The organism is Nonomuraea sp. NPDC026600 (assembly GCF_040638335.1).
In the GTDB taxonomy this organism is placed as follows: Bacteria; Actinomycetota; Actinomycetes; order Streptosporangiales; family Streptosporangiaceae; genus Nonomuraea.
The window spans coordinates 441,137-459,078 of record NZ_JBEZYD010000003.1 but is presented as its reverse complement, the minus strand read 5'-3'; the positions used below and the strand labels follow the sequence as shown (position 1 = coordinate 459,078).

Annotated in this window: 17 protein-coding genes; 15 read left to right on the top strand and 2 right to left on the bottom strand. The window is 70.8% G+C overall.

Annotation, left to right across the window (positions count from 1 at the left end):
* Nucleotides 1–45: 45 nt before the first annotated feature.
* Nucleotides 46–618 (top strand): Trp biosynthesis-associated membrane protein, encoded by a 573-nt coding sequence (locus tag AB0F17_RS09230; RefSeq protein ID WP_358018772.1) that lies wholly within the window; start codon nucleotides 46–48, stop codon nucleotides 616–618.
* Between the two features lie 82 nt (nucleotides 619–700).
* Here the strand turns inward: AB0F17_RS09230 and AB0F17_RS09225 are convergent, their stop codons facing one another.
* Entirely contained in the window at nucleotides 701–1,066 is a 366-nt protein-coding gene (locus AB0F17_RS09225) for a MerR family transcriptional regulator (RefSeq protein ID WP_358018769.1), read from the bottom strand.
* A 62-nt stretch (nucleotides 1,067–1,128) separates the two neighbouring features.
* Between AB0F17_RS09225 and AB0F17_RS09220 the strand changes: the two genes are divergently transcribed.
* The 14 genes from AB0F17_RS09220 to AB0F17_RS09155 all read left to right on the top strand — a co-directional run bounded on the left by AB0F17_RS09220 (nucleotide 1,129) and on the right by AB0F17_RS09155 (nucleotide 16,335).
* A complete protein-coding gene (locus tag AB0F17_RS09220; protein ID WP_358018766.1) occupies nucleotides 1,129–2,631 on the top strand; it encodes an MFS transporter in 1,503 nt (500 codons plus the stop codon).
* A gap of 125 nt (nucleotides 2,632–2,756) precedes the next feature.
* Nucleotides 2,757–3,326 (top strand): DUF4190 domain-containing protein, encoded by a 570-nt coding sequence (locus tag AB0F17_RS09215; protein WP_358018763.1) that lies wholly within the window; start codon nucleotides 2,757–2,759, stop codon nucleotides 3,324–3,326.
* A 126-nt stretch (nucleotides 3,327–3,452) separates the two neighbouring features.
* On the top strand, nucleotides 3,453–4,049 hold the full coding sequence (locus AB0F17_RS09210) for a CD225/dispanin family protein (RefSeq protein WP_358018760.1): 597 nt from the start codon (nucleotides 3,453–3,455) through the stop codon (nucleotides 4,047–4,049).
* Nucleotides 4,049–4,480, top strand: a complete 432-nt coding sequence (locus tag AB0F17_RS09205; protein WP_358018757.1) for a DUF2752 domain-containing protein — start codon at nucleotides 4,049–4,051, stop codon at nucleotides 4,478–4,480. Before AB0F17_RS09210 ends, AB0F17_RS09205 begins: the two co-directional genes overlap by 1 nt.
* Before the next feature lie 119 nt (nucleotides 4,481–4,599).
* The gene (trpC, locus tag AB0F17_RS09200) at nucleotides 4,600–5,439 is read left to right on the top strand and encodes an indole-3-glycerol phosphate synthase TrpC (RefSeq protein ID WP_358018754.1); all 840 of its coding nucleotides are present in this window, start codon (nucleotides 4,600–4,602) and stop codon (nucleotides 5,437–5,439) included.
* Nucleotides 5,440–5,477: 38 nt separating this feature from the next.
* Nucleotides 5,478–6,683 (top strand): tryptophan synthase subunit beta, encoded by a 1,206-nt coding sequence (trpB, locus tag AB0F17_RS09195; protein WP_358019302.1) that lies wholly within the window; start codon nucleotides 5,478–5,480, stop codon nucleotides 6,681–6,683.
* Nucleotides 6,684–6,795: 112 nt separating this feature from the next.
* Complete coding sequence (gene trpA / locus AB0F17_RS09190) at nucleotides 6,796–7,596, top strand: tryptophan synthase subunit alpha (RefSeq protein ID WP_214637618.1); 801 nt, start codon at nucleotides 6,796–6,798, stop codon at nucleotides 7,594–7,596.
* A 192-nt stretch (nucleotides 7,597–7,788) separates the two neighbouring features.
* Entirely contained in the window at nucleotides 7,789–11,583 is a 3,795-nt protein-coding gene (locus AB0F17_RS09185; RefSeq protein ID WP_358018751.1) for an endo-alpha-N-acetylgalactosaminidase family protein, read from the top strand.
* 179 nt (nucleotides 11,584–11,762) lie between these two features.
* The gene (locus AB0F17_RS09180) at nucleotides 11,763–12,257 is read left to right on the top strand and encodes a MauE/DoxX family redox-associated membrane protein (protein WP_358018748.1); all 495 of its coding nucleotides are present in this window, start codon (nucleotides 11,763–11,765) and stop codon (nucleotides 12,255–12,257) included.
* A gap of 23 nt (nucleotides 12,258–12,280) precedes the next feature.
* Entirely contained in the window at nucleotides 12,281–13,030 is a 750-nt protein-coding gene (locus AB0F17_RS09175) for a thioredoxin domain-containing protein (protein WP_358018745.1), read from the top strand.
* A gap of 26 nt (nucleotides 13,031–13,056) precedes the next feature.
* The gene (lgt, locus tag AB0F17_RS09170) at nucleotides 13,057–14,226 is read left to right on the top strand and encodes a prolipoprotein diacylglyceryl transferase (protein WP_358018742.1); all 1,170 of its coding nucleotides are present in this window, start codon (nucleotides 13,057–13,059) and stop codon (nucleotides 14,224–14,226) included.
* Nucleotides 14,223–14,927, top strand: a complete 705-nt coding sequence (locus AB0F17_RS09165) for a VIT1/CCC1 transporter family protein (RefSeq protein WP_358018739.1) — start codon at nucleotides 14,223–14,225, stop codon at nucleotides 14,925–14,927. Before lgt ends, AB0F17_RS09165 begins: the two co-directional genes overlap by 4 nt.
* Nucleotides 14,924–15,742 carry a hypothetical protein gene (locus tag AB0F17_RS09160; protein WP_358018736.1) on the top strand — a complete coding sequence of 273 codons (819 nt, stop codon included), beginning with the start codon at nucleotides 14,924–14,926 and terminating at the stop codon, nucleotides 15,740–15,742. Before AB0F17_RS09165 ends, AB0F17_RS09160 begins: the two co-directional genes overlap by 4 nt.
* Nucleotides 15,742–16,335: a hypothetical protein gene (locus AB0F17_RS09155; RefSeq protein ID WP_358018734.1), complete on the top strand. Its 594-nt coding sequence runs from the start codon at nucleotides 15,742–15,744 to the stop codon at nucleotides 16,333–16,335. Before AB0F17_RS09160 ends, AB0F17_RS09155 begins: the two co-directional genes overlap by 1 nt.
* 35 nt (nucleotides 16,336–16,370) lie before the next feature.
* On the opposite strand, the gene AB0F17_RS09150 is transcribed toward AB0F17_RS09155, so the two are convergent.
* A complete protein-coding gene (locus AB0F17_RS09150) occupies nucleotides 16,371–17,912 on the bottom strand; it encodes a bis-aminopropyl spermidine synthase family protein (RefSeq protein WP_358018731.1) in 1,542 nt (513 codons plus the stop codon).
* Nucleotides 17,913–17,942 lie beyond the last annotated feature (30 nt).

Sequence of the window (17,942 nt, the reverse complement as noted above, 5' to 3'; positions counted from 1 at the left end):
TCCGTGTCTCGGCCGGATGCCGCGCCCGGATCAGGGGAGCAGGCCGTGTCCGAGGCTGATGCTGCTGTTCGGCGGGGGCGGCGGGAGTTGGCCGGGTGGCTGGTGGGGACGGTGCTCGGGTGTGTGCTGGTGCTGGTCGCCGCGGGGCGCGCCTGGGTGACGAACGTGCGGGGCGCCGGGACGGGCGTTGTGGCCGCGCCGACCGGCGGTGACCTCGGTCCGGTCCTGACGCCGCTGGCGCTGGCGGGGCTGGCCGGGGTGGTGGCCGTGCTGGCCACGAAGGGGATCGGCCGCCGGGTGATCGGCGTGCTGCTGGCCCTGTGCGGAGTGGGCGCCGGGCTCGGCGCGTGGCAGGCGGCCGGCGGGAGCGGCGTGCTGAGCTGGCTGCGCGAGCGGAACGTCACGCGGGTGACCGGCGCGATCGAGTGGGACGCGGTGGCGTTCTGGCCCGTGGTGTGCGGTCTCGGGGCGGTGCTGGTGGTCGCGGGCGGCGTGGTGGCCGTCGTACGAGGTGGCGGATGGGCCGGCATGTCCGCCCGGTACACCCGGGAGCCGCCCCCGCCCACCGACGACCGCTCCATGTGGGACGCCCTGGACCGAGGCGACGACCCGACCTAGCGCGGGGCCCGGCGGCGCCGGGATCAGGCGTGCGTCGTGGTGAGCGGCCCGGCTCAGCGTGGGTCGTGGTGAGCGGCCCGGCTCAGCGTGTGTCGCGGCGGACCGCGTCGAGGTAGGCGCTGATCGCGTCCCGGTTTCTGGCCAGGCAGCGGATGCGCGCGTCCATCTGGTCGCGCTGCTGTTCGAGGCTCGCGATCAGTTCCGGGGTGGCGTCCGTGACGTGGATCGTGCACGGATTGTCGAGGCACGGGAGGATCTGCTTGATGATCCTCGTCGGAACGCCGGAGTCGAGCAGGCCACGGATCTGCGTCACCCGGTCGACGAGCTCCTCGGGGTAGTCGCGGTAGCCGTTCGCCGCCCGGTTGGGGGTGAGCAGCCCCTGCTCCTCGTAGTAGCGCAGCAGCCGGGTAGGCACGTTCGTACGTTCGGCCAGCTCGCCGATTCTCACCGGAACGACTCCTCCCGACACGGCTTTCCTTCACACTAGTGTGAAGGTTCGATCATGGCCGCATGACATCTCGGGAATTGACCGCGGAGCCTGTCGCCGCGGGGGCGTTCGCGTCGGCCGGGCGCGCGTCCGCCACGCTGGCCGTGTTGTCGGTGGCGCAGTTCCTCATCGCCCTCGACTATTCGATCATCTATATCGCCCTGCCCAGCATCGCCGCCGACCTGCGGCTTGAACCGGCGCTCGCCCAGTGGATCGTGAGCGCCTACGCCGTGCTCTTCGCCGGGTTCCTCGTGGTCGGGGGGCGCCTGGCGGATCGGGTGGGGGCCAAGCGGCTCTTCGTCGTCTCCATCGTGCTGTTCGGCGTCGCCAGTGCGGTGGGCGGGGTGGCGGGGGATGGGACTGTGCTGCTGGCCGCGCGGGGGGTGCAGGGGCTCGGGGCGGCGCTGCTGCAGCCGGCCGTGCTCGGGTTGATCGGGACGACGTTCCCGGCGGGGGCGTCGCGGGCCAGGGCGCTGGCGGTCTGGGGGTCGGTCGGGGCTTCGGGGCTGGCGGCGGGGGCGATACTCGGCGGGCTGCTGACGGCGGCGTCGTGGCGGCTCACGTTCGTCATCAACGTCCCGCTCACGCTGGTGTGCGCGCTGGGAGCGGCCGTCTGGATCGCCTCGGCCCGGCCCGCCGCCGACGACGGCACGCCTGGCCGTCCGGTGGATGGTGATGTCCTGGCGGCAGGACACACGTCTGGACGTGTGGCGGAGGCGGACGGGGTCGGCGTGGGGACCGGGCGCGTTCCCGTGCTCGCCTCGGTGCTCGGCACCGGCACCGTGCTCACGTTGGTTCTCGGGCTGACGCTCGGCTCCTCCCACGGGTGGGGGTCGCCGGCGACTCTCGTCTTCCTGGGCCTTGCGGTGGTGCTGTTGGTCGGGTTCGTGTGGAACGAAGGGGTCTCGCCCAACGTCCTCATCGAGCCTGTTCTGCGGCGTACGAGATCGCTGCGCGCCGGGGCGGCGGCGACCGCGCTCTACATGGCGAGTGTCGGGTCAGAGTTCTACCTGCTCACCCTGCTTCTGCAGGAAATGAAGGGATATACGCCGGTACGAGCGGGGTTGGCGTTCCTGCCGCTGGCGCTGATGGTGACCGTCGGCAGCACGACGGCGGGACGCGCCGTGCGGCGGTTCGGGGCGGCGAACGTGCTCGTCGCCGGGTTCGCCGTCGCGACCGTGGGCCTGCTCTGGCTCTCCCTGGCGCTGCACGGGGACTCCTACGCCGCCGATCTGCTTCCTGGGCTGCTTCTCAGCGGGTTCGGGCACGGGGTCATCTACACGTCCATGTTCATCATCGGGACCCATGACGTGCCGGCCGCCCATCAGGGCACGGCGGGGGCGCTGCTGACCACGTCCCAGTATCTCTCCGGTGCCGTCACCGTGGCCGTCCTGACCCTCGTTCTGGGTATGTCGCCCGGCCATGGCGACTTCCGTACCGCGTTCCTGCTCACCACCGCGGCGGCGGCTCTCGGCGGCGTGCTGGCGGCGGCGCGCGGCCGATCGAGCGCCGCGTCCCCGGCCTAGGCCGATCCCTCTCTGTCGCGGACTCATCACAAATAATCCACGGTCTGAACCGTTGCCAGACCGCCGGACGTTTTGTCAATAAGCTTCCTCTGCAACGGGTCAAGAGGGGACGAGGAGCCACCGGCATGAGCTACGGGGACGAGGGCAACAGCGGGGGTTACGGCGCGCAGCCGCCCGGCGGGGGCTACGGCCAGCCTCCCGGATACGGCCAGCAGCCTCCCAGTGGTCATGGCCAGCAGCCGCCCAGCGGCTCCTACGGCTGGCAGAATGGTTATGGCCAGCAGCCCGCCGCTGATTACGGTTACGGCCAGCAGCCATCCGGCGACTACGGTTACGGCCAGCAGTCCGGCGGCTACGGCTATGGTCAGCAGCCGTCGGGTGCCTACGGGCAACCCGGCTACGGCGCGTACGGGGCTCCGCAGAGGTCCACCAGCGGCCTGGCCATCACCTCGCTCGTCCTGGGCATCGTCGGCCTGCTGTTCTGCGGCCTGACCAGCATCCCCGGCGCCGTCGTCGGCCACATGGCGCTCAGCCGCATCAAGCGGACCGGCGAGGAAGGTCAGGGCATGGCCATGGGCGGGCTGATCACCTCGTACATCACGATCGTGCTCTGGGTGATCCTTTGGATCATTTTCGGCGGCATGTGGCTTGCTTTGGTGGGGCTCTCGACCGCCGCCACGGCCGGGAGCTACTGACCGGCAGGACTTTCAGTCCGGTCACAAAATGTCCGCAACGTGGACGTTATTCCACGTCGTTAGCGGTTTGTCGCTAGGCTGCCGCGCGCAACTCGCCACAGAATGACCACATGAGGAGCAATTAGTATGAGCTACGGAAACCAGGGCGACGGCGGTTATGGCGCCCAGCCGCCCGGTGGCGGTTACGGTCAGCAGCCGCCCGCCGGCGGTGGCGGCTACGGTCAGCAGCCGCCCGCCGGGGGCGGCTATGGCCAGCAGCCGCCCAGCGGTGGTGGCGGTTACGGTCAGCAGCCCCCGAGTGGCGGTGGCGGTTACGGTCAGCAGCCGCCCAGTGGCGGTGGCGGTTACGGTCAGCAGCCCCCGAGTGGCGGCGGTTACGGTCAGCAGCCTCCCGGTTACGGACCGCCCCCCGGTGGCGGCTACGGGCAGCCCGGCGGCTACGGCGCGCCGCAGAACCCGCCGGACAACCACCTGGTCGCGGCCATCCTCACGACGCTGTTCTGCTGCCTCCCCTTCGGTATCGTGTCGATTGTCAAGTCGTCACAGGTGAACTCGAAGTGGCAGGCCGGTGACTACCAGGGCGCCATGCAGTCCTCGGAAGAGGCCAAGACGTGGTGGAAGCGCGCGCTGATCTTCGGCGCGATCATCAACATCCTGATCGTCATCGGTTACATCCTGCTCTTCGTGATCGTCGCGGCGAACACCTCGACCTCCGGATACTGATGGGCATCGCGAACATCGAGTGGCGCGGCACCGACCGGCTCAGGTCCGTGCTCGCGCCGCTCGGCGTCGCCGCCGTGGCGGGGGCGGTGTTCGCGGTCGTCGGCACGATCGACCCCAACCAGCCAGGTCACTATCCGACCTGCCCGTTCCTGTGGGCCACCGGCCTGTACTGCCCGGGCTGCGGAACGTTGCGCACCATCCACGCGCTGGCCCACCTCGACCCGGTGGCCGCCCTCGGCCTCAACCCGCTCGCCATGGTGATGATTCCCTTCCTGCTGTTCTGGTGGGGGCGCTGGCTGGTCCGCGCCTGGCAGGGAAAGCCCAGGCGGACGACACTCGCGCATCCCGCTTGGCTTTGGGCGTTTCTCGGCATAGTGCTGGTGTACTGGGTGGTCCGAAACCTGCCATTCGGCGCGTTCCTCGCGCCGTAGTCGGGGGTCTGTGGTGAGGTGACCGGTGTGGGGCCGATACCATCGCAGGACAGGCTGGGAGCGGACGCGATGCGAACTCTCTGCCGCCCCCAACTGCCGACCGGAGGGACCCCAAGCGCGTGAGTGAGCGGACCGAAGGGCCGAGTGTCCTCGACGACATCCTCGACGGGGTGCGTGCCGACCTCGCCACCCGCCAGCAGGCCGTGTCGCTTGACGAGCTCAAGCAGCGGGCCGACCGGGCTGCCGCGCCCAAAGACGCGTTCGCCGCGCTCGGCGGCGATCGGATCTCGGTGATCGCCGAGGTGAAGCGCTCCAGCCCGTCCAAGGGCGCGCTGGCCGCGATCGCCGACCCGGCCGCGCTGGCCGCCGACTACGAGGCGGGCGGCGCCCACGTCATCAGTGTGCTGACCGAGCGGCGCAAGTTCGGCGGCAGCCTCGAGGACCTGGCCGCGGTCCGTGCCCGCGTCGACATCCCGATCCTGCGCAAGGACTTCATCCTCACCTCCTACCAGCTCTGGGAGGCCAGGGCCCACGGCGCCGACCTGGCGCTGCTGATGGTGGTCTGCCTGGAGCAGGAGGCCCTGGTGTCGCTGATCGAGCGGGCCGAGTCCATCGGGCTCACCCCGCTGGTCGAGGTGCACACCGAGGAGGAGCTGGAGCGGGCGGTCGCGGCGGGTGCCCGGATCATCGGGATCAACGCTCGCAATTTGAAAACACTTGAGGTCGACCGCGACGTGTTCGCCAAGCTGGCGCCGAAGGTCCCCGATAATGTGATCAAGATCGCGGAGTCGGGCGTTCGAGGTCCGCATGACCTGCTCGCCTACGCGCGGGTCGGCGCCGACGCCGTCCTGGTGGGCGAGAGCCTGGTCACCGGCAAGGACCCACGCAAGGCCGTGGAGGCGCTGGTGACCGCCGGCGCCCACCCCGCGACGCGCCCCGACCACGGAGCAGAGGGATAGCAGTGGCAAACGACGGCACCATCCTCACCGCCGCCGACCTGGCGGGCAACGGCGCCTACGGCAACGACCCCGACGTGCACGGCAAGTTCGGCATCTTCGGCGGGCGCTACGTTCCCGAGGCGCTCATCCCGGCCCTCGACGAGGTCGCCGCGGTCTATGAGAAGGCCAAGAACGACGCCGAGTTCCTGCGCGAGTTCGATCACCTGCTGCGTACGTACGCGGGCCGGCCGACCACGCTGACCGAGGTGCCGCGCTTCGCCGAGCACGCCGGTGGCGCGCGGATCATCCTCAAGCGTGAGGACCTCACGCACACCGGCGCCCACAAGATCAACAATGTGCTCGGCCAGGCGCTGCTGACCAAGCGGCTCGGCAAGAAGCGCGTGATCGCCGAGACCGGCGCGGGCCAGCACGGCGTGGCCACGGCCACGGCGGCGGCCCTGCTCGGCCTGGAGTGTGTCATCTACATGGGCGAGGTCGACTGCGAGCGCCAGGCGCTCAACGTGGCCAGGATGAAGCTGCTCGGCGCCACGGTGGTGCCGGTGAGCAACGGCTCCCAGACGCTCAAGGACGCCATCAACGAGGCGTTCCGCGACTGGGTCACCAACGTCGACACGACCCACTACCTGTTCGGCACCGTCGCGGGCCCGCACCCGTTCCCCGAGATCGTCCGCGACTTCGCGCGCATCATCGGCGTCGAGGCCCGCCGTCAGATACTGGAGCTGACCGGCCGGCTGCCCGACGCGGTCTGCGCCTGTGTCGGCGGCGGCAGCAACGCGATCGGCATCTTCCACGCCTTCATCGGCGACGAGGGCGTCCAGCTGCACGGCTACGAGGCGGGCGGCCACGGCCTGGCGAGCGGCGAGCACGCGCTCACCCTCACCGCCGGCTCGGTCGGCGTCCTGCACGGCTCGCGCACCTATGTCCTACAGGATGAGGAGGGCCAGACGATCGAGTCGCACTCGATCTCGGCCGGTCTCGACTACCCGGGCGTCGGGCCCGAGCACGCCTGGCTCAAGGACAGCGGGCGGGCGGCCTACCACGGGGTCACCGACGACCAGGCGATGGCGGCGTTCTCGCTGCTGGCCAGGACAGAGGGCATCATTCCGGCCATCGAGTCGTCCCACGCCCTGGCGGGCGCGCTGGAGCTCGGCCGTGAGCTGGGGCCCGAGGCGACCATCCTGGTCAACCTCTCGGGGCGCGGCGACAAGGACATGGGCACGGCGATGAAGTACTTCAACCTCTGACGGCCCGGGGTTGGCGCCGCACCGGCTCTGGAAGATGCCCGAGCACAGCGGCCGATGGCACCATGGCAAGGACGGCGGCGATGCGGCCCTCGACCACTGAGAACGGACGATCATGACTACTCTTCAGACGGTTTTCGCCACGGCGAAGGCGGCGAACCGGGCCGCGCTCGTCGGCTACCTGCCCGCGGGCTTCCCGTCCAAGGAGGGCGCCGTCGCCGCGGCCGCCGCCCTGGTCGAGGCCGGCTGCGACGTGATCGAGATCGGCCTGCCCTACTCCGACCCGCTCATGGACGGGCCGACCATCCAGGACGCCGTGCACCGGTCGCTGCTCAACGGCACCCGGATCGCCGACGTCATGCGGACGGTCGAGGGGGTGGCCGCCACCGGCGCGGCCACGCTGGTCATGACCTACTGGAACCCGATCGACCGCTACGGCGCCGAGCGGTTCGCGCGTGACCTGGCCAACGCGGGCGGCGTCGGCACGATCACGCCCGACCTGACGCCGGAGGAGTCGGAGCCGTGGCGGGCGGCCTCGGCCGCGGCGGGCATCGACACCGTGTTCCTGGTGGCGCCCAGCTCCACCGAGGCACGCATCAAGGCCGTCGTCGACTGCTGCACCGGGTTCGTCTACGCGGCCTCGCTGATGGGCGTCACGGGCGCCAGGGAGACCGTCAACGTGGCGGCCGAGGACCTGGTCAAGCGCACCCGCGCGCACACCGCGCTGCCGGTCTGCGTCGGGCTGGGCGTCGGCACCGGCAAGCAGGCGGCCGAGGTGGCCGGCTACGCCGACGGCGTCATCGTGGGGTCGGCGTTCATCCGCCGGATGCTCGACGCTCCCGACGAGGCCGCGGGCCGCGAGTCGATCGCCGTGCTGGCCCGTGAGATGGCCGAAGGCGTCCGCTCCCGCGCCTAACCGTTTCTGTCAATTCCCGCGACTCGTAACCGGACAAGTGTCAGTATTTCTGGCGTCGGTCCATGGCGCGTGTCGCGGCGGCGGGTGTGGGTATTCGGGGCCACACCCAGTGCGACGCATACCTTTGAAAGGACATATATGCGTCGACGTCCCGTTATCTTCGTTGCAGCCCTCGCCTTATCGGCCACCACCATGGCCGCCCCCGCGCAGGCCACCCCGACGCCCGAACCCACGCCCACCTACGAGCTGCCCTCGCCGGACCAGTCGCCCACCGGTCCCACGCCTCCGCCTCCCACGCAGCAGAACCTGGCGCCCGAGCCCACCACCGTGGCCGAGCCCGTCACGATCTCCTCCGGGCAGCTGGCCGTCGAGCTCGACCCGGCCTTCCCGAGGATCCTGCGCTACACCGACAAGGCGAGCGGCGCCGTGCTCGACGGCAGCACCGCGGTGCCCGGCGTGGTGCTGAACGGCACGCCGTACCAGGCCACGGTCGCCCTGCGCGGCACCGACGGCGCCTCGGCTCGCTACCGGCTGACCGTCGAGGCGGGCGTCACGCTGGACGCCAGCATCCGGGTCAAGGGCCGGGTGACGACCTTCGCGATCGACGCGGTCACCGACACCGAGGCGTTCCGGGTCAACACGATCGACCTGCCGGGCCACGACCTGGTGTCGGTGTCGAGCGAGCAGCCGGGCGCCGCGACCGCGTTCACCAGGCTCGACCCCAACTCCACCCGTACGGCCGACGTCTTCGCCGCCGTCACCCCGCGGACCGCGCCCGACGCCGCCCCGATCGGCGCCTCGTACGCCATCGTCAACACCGGCTCGCTGGCCGCCGCCGTCGAGTCGAACTCCACCTACGACCGCCCCTCCGGCAGCACCGACAAGGACGCGGCCCGCTTCTGGCATCAGGCCAGGCAGGAGGACGGCGGCCGGGTCAGGGTGGGTGTGTGGAGCGGCCAGTGGACCTACCGGGGCACCGGCGCGCCCTTCACCGAAGACCTGCCGTGGGCCAAGGTCGTGGTCACCCCCGACGCCAACGGCGACGGCGCCCTCGACTGGCAGGACGGGGCGGTCGCGTTCAGGAGCATCGGCGTCGAGGCGCCCGGCGCGGACCTGACCAAGGACCGGGTGATCGCGCACATCCCGTTCAACTTCTCCAGCCAGGCCACCCACCCGTTCCTGCGCACGCTCGACGACGTCAAGCGGATCTCGCTGGCCACCGACGGCCTGGGCCAGCTCGCCCTGCTCAAGGGCTACCAGTCGGAGGGCCACGACTCGGCCCACCCCGACTACGGCGGCAACTACAACAAGCGCGCCGGCGGCCTGGCCGACCTCAACACCCTGCTCAAGACCGGAAAGGACTGGAACGCCACCTTCGGCGTGCACGTCAACGCCACCGAGTCCTACCCCGAGGCCAGGAACTTCAGCGAGCAGCTCGTCAACAAGGACACCAAGGGCTGGAACTGGCTCGACCAGTCGTACCTGATCGACCAGCGCGGCGACCTGACCAGGGGCACCCTCGCCAAGCGGTTCCGGCAACTGCGCGCCGAGACCGACAGGAACCTGGCCGTCCTGTACGTGGACGTGTACCGCCCGCACGGCTGGGTGGCCGACCGCCTGCTCACCGAACTGCGCGGGCAGGGCTGGCAGGTGGCCACCGAATGGGCCGACAAGCTGGAGCGCTCGTCGCTCTGGTCACACTGGGCCAACGACCTCAACTACGGCGGAGCCACCAACAAGGGGCTGAACTCACAGATCATCCGGTTCATCCGCAACGGTGAGAAGGACGTCTGGAACGCCCACCCCATCCTCGGGAACGCCCGCATCGTGGAGTTCGAGGGCTGGACCGCCGAGAACGACTTCACCGCCTTCTACCGCAACATCTGGGAGCACAACCTGCCGGCCAAGTACCTGCAGCACCACCAGATCACCGACTGGAACGCCGACGAGATCGTCTTCACCGGCGGCGTGCGCGGCAGGCTGGCGGACGGCAGGCGCCAGTTGTTCGCGGGCGGTCACAAGGTGCTCGACGGCGGCACGTACCTGCTGCCGTGGGCGGGCAAGTACTACCACTACAACCCGGCCGGAGGCACCACCACCTGGGACGCCACCCGGCCGCTGACCGTCTACAAGCTCACCGACCAGGGCCGGGTCCGGGTGGGCGTCGCCACTCCGGCCGACGGCAAGATCACTCTGCGGGTCGAGGCGGGAGTGCCGTACGTGCTCTACCCCGGCAAGGCGTCCGCCCAGGCCGCCCCCCGGTGGGGCGAGGGGAGCGGCGTCCGCGATCCCGGCTTCAACGGCGACGGACCGCGCGACTGGCAGGTCACCGGCGCGGTGAGCATCCAGAAGAACGAGCGCGGCCAGCGCGTGGCCCTGCTCGGCGGCGGGCCGCAGGCCCGGCTGGAGCAGCGGCTGACCGGCCTCCAGCCGGGACGCGCCTACACCGCCTCGGCCTTCGTCGAGGTCGAACCCGGGCAAGCCAGGCAGACCACCCTGGAGGCCGGGGGGCAGAAGGTGACGATCCAGCGCTCGACGGCGAAGAACTACATCGCCTCGGACGAGAAGCACGACACCTACTTCCAGCGCGTCAAGGTCGCCTTCACCGCGCCGCGCGACTCCGTCACGCTGCGGATCACCGCCGCCGCGGGTGCGGCGAAGGTCCGGGTGGACGACGTACGGCTCATCAGGAGCGACCCGACGGGTGAGAGCGAGACGTTCGAGTCCGCCGAGCCGGGGTGGGGCCCGTTCGTCAAGGGTGACGCCGGGGGCGCGTTCGACGCCCGTACGCACCTGTCGGAGCGGCACGATCCGTACACGCGGGCGGGCTGGAACGGCAAGACCGTCGACGACGTGATCAGCGGCGACTGGTCGCTCAAGGCGCACGAGGAGCGGCAGGGGCTGGTCTACCGGACCGTGCCGCAGACCGTCCGCTTCGAGCCGGGACACGCCTACGAGGTGTCCTTCGGCTACCAGAGCGCTCTGGCCGACGCCTACGTCTGGGTGACCGGTTACGACAAGGGAAGCTCCAGCGTCGAGACCCGGCGGACACCGGTGCCCGAGCGGCGGACCACGGGCCGGTTCGCCGAGCGGGTGGTCGCGGGCTGCGGCGAGGTCTGGGTCGGGCTCCGCTCGCTGCTGCCCGAGCAGGCCGGGGCCGACTTCGTCCTCGACGACTTCGCCGTCAAGGACCTCGGGGCCGACCCCGAGGCCCAGGCGTGCGGGTCGCTGGACGTGGTGCCCGCCTCGCCCGCGTTCGAGCAGGGGGCGGCCTCCGACGTCACCACCACGTTCGTCAACCTGGAGGACGTGGCGGCCCAGGACGTCAAGGTGACGCTGGCCGTACCCGGGGGCTGGGACGTCGCCGGGGACGGCACCGGCACCGTGGAGCCCGGCGGCAAGCTGGTGACCACCTGGAAGGTGACGCCGCCCGCGGACGCGCCCTACGACACCTACGAGCTGAAGGCCAGTGCCGTCTACACGGCGGCGGGAGCCGCCAAGTCGCTCGACGCGGTGGCGACGGTGCGGACGCTGCCGCCACCGCCCGCCGCGGACGCCTGGGCGAGCGACCTGGAGTGGGTCAGCGCCGCCAACGGCTGGGGGCCGGTCGAACGCGACCGGTCCAACGGCGACCTCGGCGCGGCCGACGGCACGCCGATCGTGATCGGCGGGCAGACGTTCGCCAAGGGGCTGGGCACGCACGCGCCCGCCGACGTCCGTTTCTACCTCGGCGGCCGGTGTACGGCCTTCACAGCCTCCGTCGGCGTGGACGACGTCCAGGCCACCAGGGGCTCCGTGGAGTACAGCGTGGTCGCCGACGGGGTGGTCAAGGCACACAGCCCGGTGCTGCGCGCCGCCGACCCGGCCTACGAACTGACCGCCGACCTCACCGGCGCCCGCTACGTGGACCTCGTGGCGGGCGACGGTGGCGACGGCAACGGTAATGACCATGCGGACTGGGGAGCCGCCACGTTCAGTTGCGGGTAACGTCGGTTCAGTGAGCATCGCGTACGGCTGGAGTACGCGAAAACTGTCTTAGCCGAGTCTTATCCCGGGCGTGGTCAGATGAGTTCCCGGTACTGTGCGCTTTCCAGCGCAGCGAAAGAGGAGCCCTAGCCGTGGTCGCGTCGCAACCGTCACGTAACGTCCGCTCGGCGGTACCCTGGGTGACGACAGTCGCCCGGCTGGTCCTGGGCGGGGTGTTGATCGCGGCCGGTTGGCTGAAGATCGGCAATCCGTCCGACTCCGTCGTGGCGGTCAAGGCTTACCAGCTGCTGCCCGACTCGCTCGCCACGACCGTGGGCTACGGCCTGCCGATCCTGGAGATCGTGGTCGGGGTGCTGCTGGTCGTCGGCCTGATGGCCAGGGTGGCCGCGGTGGTCGGCGCGCTGCTCATGTTCGCCTTCGTCTTCGGCATCGCCTGGGCATGGGCGCACGGCCTGCGGATCGACTGCGGCTGCTTCGGCGGCGGCGGCCAACTGGGGGCGGGGCAGGAGCCGGCTTACCTGCTCGACATCCTGCGCGACTTCGGTCTTGTGGTGCTCGGCGCCTGGACCGTGCGCTTCGCGCCGGGGCATTTCGCGCTCGACTCGGCGCTAGGGCTGGCGGGTGGCGAGCGCGTTTACGGACAAGACGTTCACGGACAACAGGAGATGGGCTGACGATGGGCAAGGGGGAGCGCGTGATGAGCAAGGGGGAGCGCGCGAAGTCCGCGCGGGAGAAGATCAGAGCGCAGCAGGCCGCCGACCGCGCGCGGGAGCAGCGCAAACGAGTCGTCACCTACATGACCGTGGGCGTGGTCGCGGTGGCGGCGGTCGGTCTGGGCGCCTGGTACGCCGCCAGCAAGTCGCAGGCGGAGCAAGCCGGCGACACGGCGCCGACCACCGTGCAGTCCGACGGCTCGGTCGTCATGGCCAAGAGCGGGGTCGCCAAGCCGGTGATCGACATCTACGAGGACTTCCAGTGCCCGGCCTGCAAGCAGATGGAGGAGGTGAGCGGTAGCACGTTCCGGAACCTCGCGGCCGAGGGCCTGGCCAAGGTCGTCTACCACCCCATCACCATCTTCAGCACCGAGCCGACGAAGTCCAACTCCGTGCGCGCCGGCGCCGCGGCCCGCTGCGTGGCCGACGGCAAGCAGTGGCTCGCCTTCCACGACCTGCTCTACAAGAACCAGCCCAGCGAGACGGCCGAGGGCTTCAAGACCGACCAGCTGGTGACCTGGGCCAAGGCGGCCGGGGCCACGGCGGCGGGCATCGACACCTGCATCACCAGCCAGAAGCACGCCCAGGCCCAGCTCGACTACAGCGCCAAGGTCAACAAGGAGCAGAAGCTGCAGGGCACGCCGACCGTCAAGCTGAACGGCACGCTCCTGGACAACAACGTCGTCTTCACGCCAAAGGATCTTCGCGATGCGGTCACGAAAGCGGCCAAGTAGTCTCGCTTCCGCTACCCTCACCTGACATGCCCCTTGCCTCGATTCCCAGCCCTTCCCAAGGGGTCTGGTATCTCGGATTCGTGCCGATCCGGGCCTACGCCCTGTGCATCGTGCTCGGTGTCATCTTCGCCGTCTGGCTGAGCGAGCGCCGCTGGCGCGCTCGCGGTGGCCAGAAGGGCACGATCATCGATATCTCGGTGCCGGCGGTGATCTTCGGCCTCATCGGCGGACGCCTCTACCACGTCATCACCGACTGGCAGACCTACTTCGGCGACCGCGCGATCAAGCCGGCCTACAAGGCCCTGTTCATCTGGGAAGGCGGGCTGGGCATCTGGGGCGCGATCGCGCTCGGCGGTGTCGGCGTCTGGCTCGCCTGCCGCAAGCGGGGCCTGTCCCTCAGCGCGGTGGCCGACACGGTGGCGCCCGGCATCGCCTTCGCGCAGGCGATCGGGCGCTGGGGCAACTGGTTCAACCAGGAGCTGTACGGCGGGCCGACCACGCTGCCGTGGGGACTGGAGATCGACCAGATGCACGGGGGCGAGCCGGGGGTGCTCTACCACCCGACGTTCCTGTACGAGTCGATCTGGGACCTTCTGCTGGGCTTCGCCCTGCTCTGGGCGGGTAAGCGGTTCGCGCTGCACCACGGGCGGTTGTTCGCCGTCTATGTGGCCGGCTACACGCTGGGGCGGTTCTGGATCGAAGGGCTGCGGATCGACCCGGTCGGCGGGGTGGACCACGCGGTGACGTTCCTGAGCCTGCGACTGAACCAGTGGACCTCGATCGTGGTGTTCATCGGAGCGCTGATCTACTTCTGGGCGACCAGGAACAAGGACAACGAGGAGTTCGTCCTCCCGGCCGTCGAACGTGAGGCCGGAGGCGATCCGGCCGGCCCGGATCCGGCCCACGGGGCCGACCAGGCCGACTCGGATGACAGCGCCACCGCCGCTTCGGTGGCTGAGGATACGGACGACACCCCTGACCCTGAGGTCGTCAAGGCGGATTCTCCGGACGCTGAGGTCGTAGCGCCGGAAGCCGTGTCCGCACAGGAGGCCCCGGCGGACGCTTCGGAGCCTGAGGCCGTACACGCCGAATCTCCGGAGGCTCGCGCGGACGAGGAGCCCGCAGGCGACGACGAAGCGGTCGCGGCGCAGAAGGAGACCCCCGAAGCCGTTCAACAGGAGAAGAACTCGCGATGAGCGAGGGCGCGGAGCAGCACCACCGGCATCGTGACGTCACCGGCGGCTGGCTGCGGCCGTCGGTGTTCGGGGCGATGGACGGACTGGTGTCCAACTTCGCGCTCATCGCCGGAGTCGCGGGCGGCACCGCCAACACCAAGGTCATCGCCCTCGCGGGCATCGCGGGGCTGGCGGCCGGCGCCTTCTCGATGGCCGGCGGCGAGTACGTCTCGGTGGCCAGCCAGCGCGAGCTGGCCCTGGCCGAGATCGCCGTCGAGCGCGGCGAGCTCGAACGCCACCCCGAGGCCGAGCAGGAAGAGCTCGCCCAGGTCTTCGTCGACAGGGGCGTGACGCCGGAGCTGGCCGCCGAGGTGGCCCGGCAGATCTCCGCGAACCCCGCCCAGGCTCTGGAGATCCACGCTCAGAGCGAGCTCGGCGTCGACCCGCACGACCTGCCCTCGCCCAAGGTGGCGGCGGGCTCGTCGTTCCTGTCCTTCGGCGTGGGCGCGTTCCTGCCGCTGGTGCCGTACCTGCTCGGCGTGACGAGCCTGTGGGTGTCGGCGATCCTGTCGTGCCTGGCGCTGTTCGGGGCGGGCGCGCTGGTCTCCAGGGTGACCGCGCGGTCCTGGCTCTACTCCGGGTTGCGGCAGCTCATCGTCGGCATGGTGGCGGCCGGGCTCACGTTCGGGCTCGGCAACCTGATCGGGGCTGTTGGTCTGTGACGGCCCCCAGAACGGCGACCCGCAAGCGCCGGCGCCCCCCACCCTCCGACTGGGAATTCCCCCTGCTCACCCACTTGGGACTCCAGCCCAAGCAGCAGAAGCTCATCGTGATCATCTCGTCGGTGCTGGGCGTGCTGGCCGGGGCGTTCGCGCTGGTCGCCGTCGTGGCTTCGCTGGGCGAATACGCGCCCGAGCGGCGCGAAAGCTCCGCCATTCTGGAGGGCAACTCGTCACTGCCGGAGGTCTACCACAGCTGGGCCTCGCCCAAGCTGTTCCAGCCGATCGCCGACCGGGCCAAGGACCGCGCGCCGCTCACCGGCAAGGAGGTGTTCGGGCAGAAGACGCTCACCGGGGAGAAGAAGCTCACGCTCAAGCTCGCCGGCAGCAAGCTCGACGCCGACTGCTCGGCCGCCGTATGGGGCCAGGAACTCCTCGAACTGGTCACCGACGGCGAGTGCAGCCAGGCGGCCCGCGGTGTCTACACCAGCGCCGACGGCCGCTACATCGGCCAGTACACCCTGCTCAACCTGCGCGACGGCCAGGCCGCCAGTGAGCTGGTCGAGTCGCTCAAGACCCTCTACCGGGGTGGCTGGGCGCGCCCGCTCGGCACCGGCAAGACCGCCTTCCCGCCGGGCGGCTACACCGAGGGCGGCGGCTACGCCCTGGGCCACTATGTCGGGCTGGTCTGGATCGGCCGGGCCGACGGCGTCGACCCGACGACGAAGGATGACTACGTGTCGTTGTCACTGACGCTCAGAGGGGCCGAGAAGGCCGTCTACCGCCGGGTCGTCTCGGTCACCGGGCCGGCGTCCTGATGCGGGCCCGTGTCGCGATCCCGCTGGGCGCCGCCGTGCTGGCGGTGCTCGTCGTGGGGGGCTGGCTGTTGTTCCTGCGGCCCCAGCCCCGGCCGGCCACCTTCCGCGGCGAGCCGACCTCGGCGCTGTACTCGCTCATCGACTCCCGGCAGCGCGACGCGGCCCCGCTGAGCGTGGGCGAGGTGTTCGCGCCCGCCACGGAGACGCTCGGCCCGCTGCGCCGCGAGTCGGCGGAGCAGCTCGCGGACTGCGATGACGCGCTCTGGGGCGCCTCGGCGGCGGGTTGCACGCAGGCGCTGCGGGCCACGTACACGGGCGGCGAGGGGGCGGGGCAGTTCGTCATCTTCAACCTCACCGACGGGCGGGCGGCGAACGCGCTGGTGAAGGCGCTCTCCAAGGACGGCTTCGTACGGCAGGCGGTTCCGTTCGACGCCGAGCACAGCCGCGCGCAGGCCCGGGCGCTCGGCCACTACGTCACGGTCGCCTGGGCGGGGCCGGTGCGGCCGGGGGAGACGGGGGACCTGGTGACGCAGCTCCTCGCCCTCGACGGGCTCGGCCACATCATCCAGAAACGCGTGGTCGCGGCGACCTGACGCGGGAGGGTCCGACGCGCGGGTGCGGGCCGGGTTCAGGCGGTCTTGGACAGGGCCGTGACCGTGGCGGAGACCGTGGTCGGGAGGTCGGCGAGGCGGTGCAGGGGGGTCTCCAGCGGGGTGACGCCCTCGGCCCAGGGCGCCGCCTGCCGGATGAGGGAGCGGGCGTCGTTCTTGGTGAGCGTGGTGCCCTGTGAACGGGCCACCGCGATGAGCCCCTCGCGCCAGGTGTTGGCCAGCTTGCCGTGCCCGTTGTCGAGGATGCGCCGTAGCACCGCGGCCTCGTCACCGATCGGCTGCGGGAGACGTACCGCGTCCATGATGCCGCCGTCGGACGTCAGTTCGTAGACGGGCCTCAGGGCGTCCGGCAGGGAAGGCGGGGCGGACAGCAGGACCCGCACCCGGGCGGCGCGCGTGGCCAGCAGGACGCGGGGGAGTGCCGCCTCCAGACCGGCGGGCAGCGCGATCGCGACCCGCTCCACCGCGGCGGCATAGGGCTTGGCCAGCCAGGTGGACAGCTTCACCCGCGGCTGCGGCAGCTCCTTGGGCCAGTCGCCCACCAGCAGGTCGGCCTCGAACGCCGCGCCAGGCCCACCGCCGGCCGCCGGGGAGCCGGTGGACTCGATCGACTGGGGGCCCTGGGTGTAGATGGCGGTGGTGAGACGGTCGAGGCGGGCGGTGACGGCGGGGCGGGTCTTGGTGGTGGGACGCAGGACGTAGAGGTCGGCGGCGGAGCCGATGGCTTCCGCCCCAAAATAACGATTGAAATCTGGGTAAATAGCTTCATACGTGAGGTTGAGCGCGGAGAGGGAGTCCTGGACCTTCAGGGCGAGCATCGGGGTACGCTCGCTCGCCCCGTACGCCAGCAGGACCCGCCCGTCGTCCTTCAGCCCCTCGACCGCGCGCGCCACGAACAGCCCGACCCCCTCCGGTGTGTACGGCGGGTCGGTGAGGGCCAGGTCGTGACTGCGGGCCGACGGCGGCAGCGACAGCCGCAGATCGGCCCACCGGGTCTGTACGCCCAGGTCCTGGGCGTCGAGGTAGGCCAGGATGCGCTCGTCCACGTCGACCACCGTGACGTCGGCCTCGGGGTGGACCAGCTTGACCGCGAGCGAGGTGAGATCGTGGTCGCCCACGCAGAGCAGCTTCGCGCCCCGCAGCCAGAAGCGGGCGCCGAGCAGCAACGCCCTGCGCAGCACGGTCTCGGGAGTGGCGGCCACGTGGTCCAGCGCGTGGCGGGCGCGTGGCGCCTCGTCGATGAGGCGGCGCAGCCGCTGGAGCACCGGCGCGTAGTGGGGGAGCAGGTGGGCCACCGGATCCTCCGGCGGCGCGGCCATGGCCAGCAGGTCCTGGAAGCCGGGCGTGTGCGCGAGCGGCACCCGGAACCTGTCGCCAGAGCGCTCCAGCGAGACCTCGCGCAGCAACGCCTCGATCGTCCGCCGGGACGTGGCCGTCTCCCTGACCAGATCGGAGAGGGTCCACCACTGCCCGTCGCAGAGGAGGGTCAGGGCGTGCCGCAGCCGCCTGCCGTCGACTCCGGCCTCGTCGAGCAGGCGTTCCACCCCGTCACGGTCCATGGGCCCAACCCTATCGAGGGAATTCGGGGC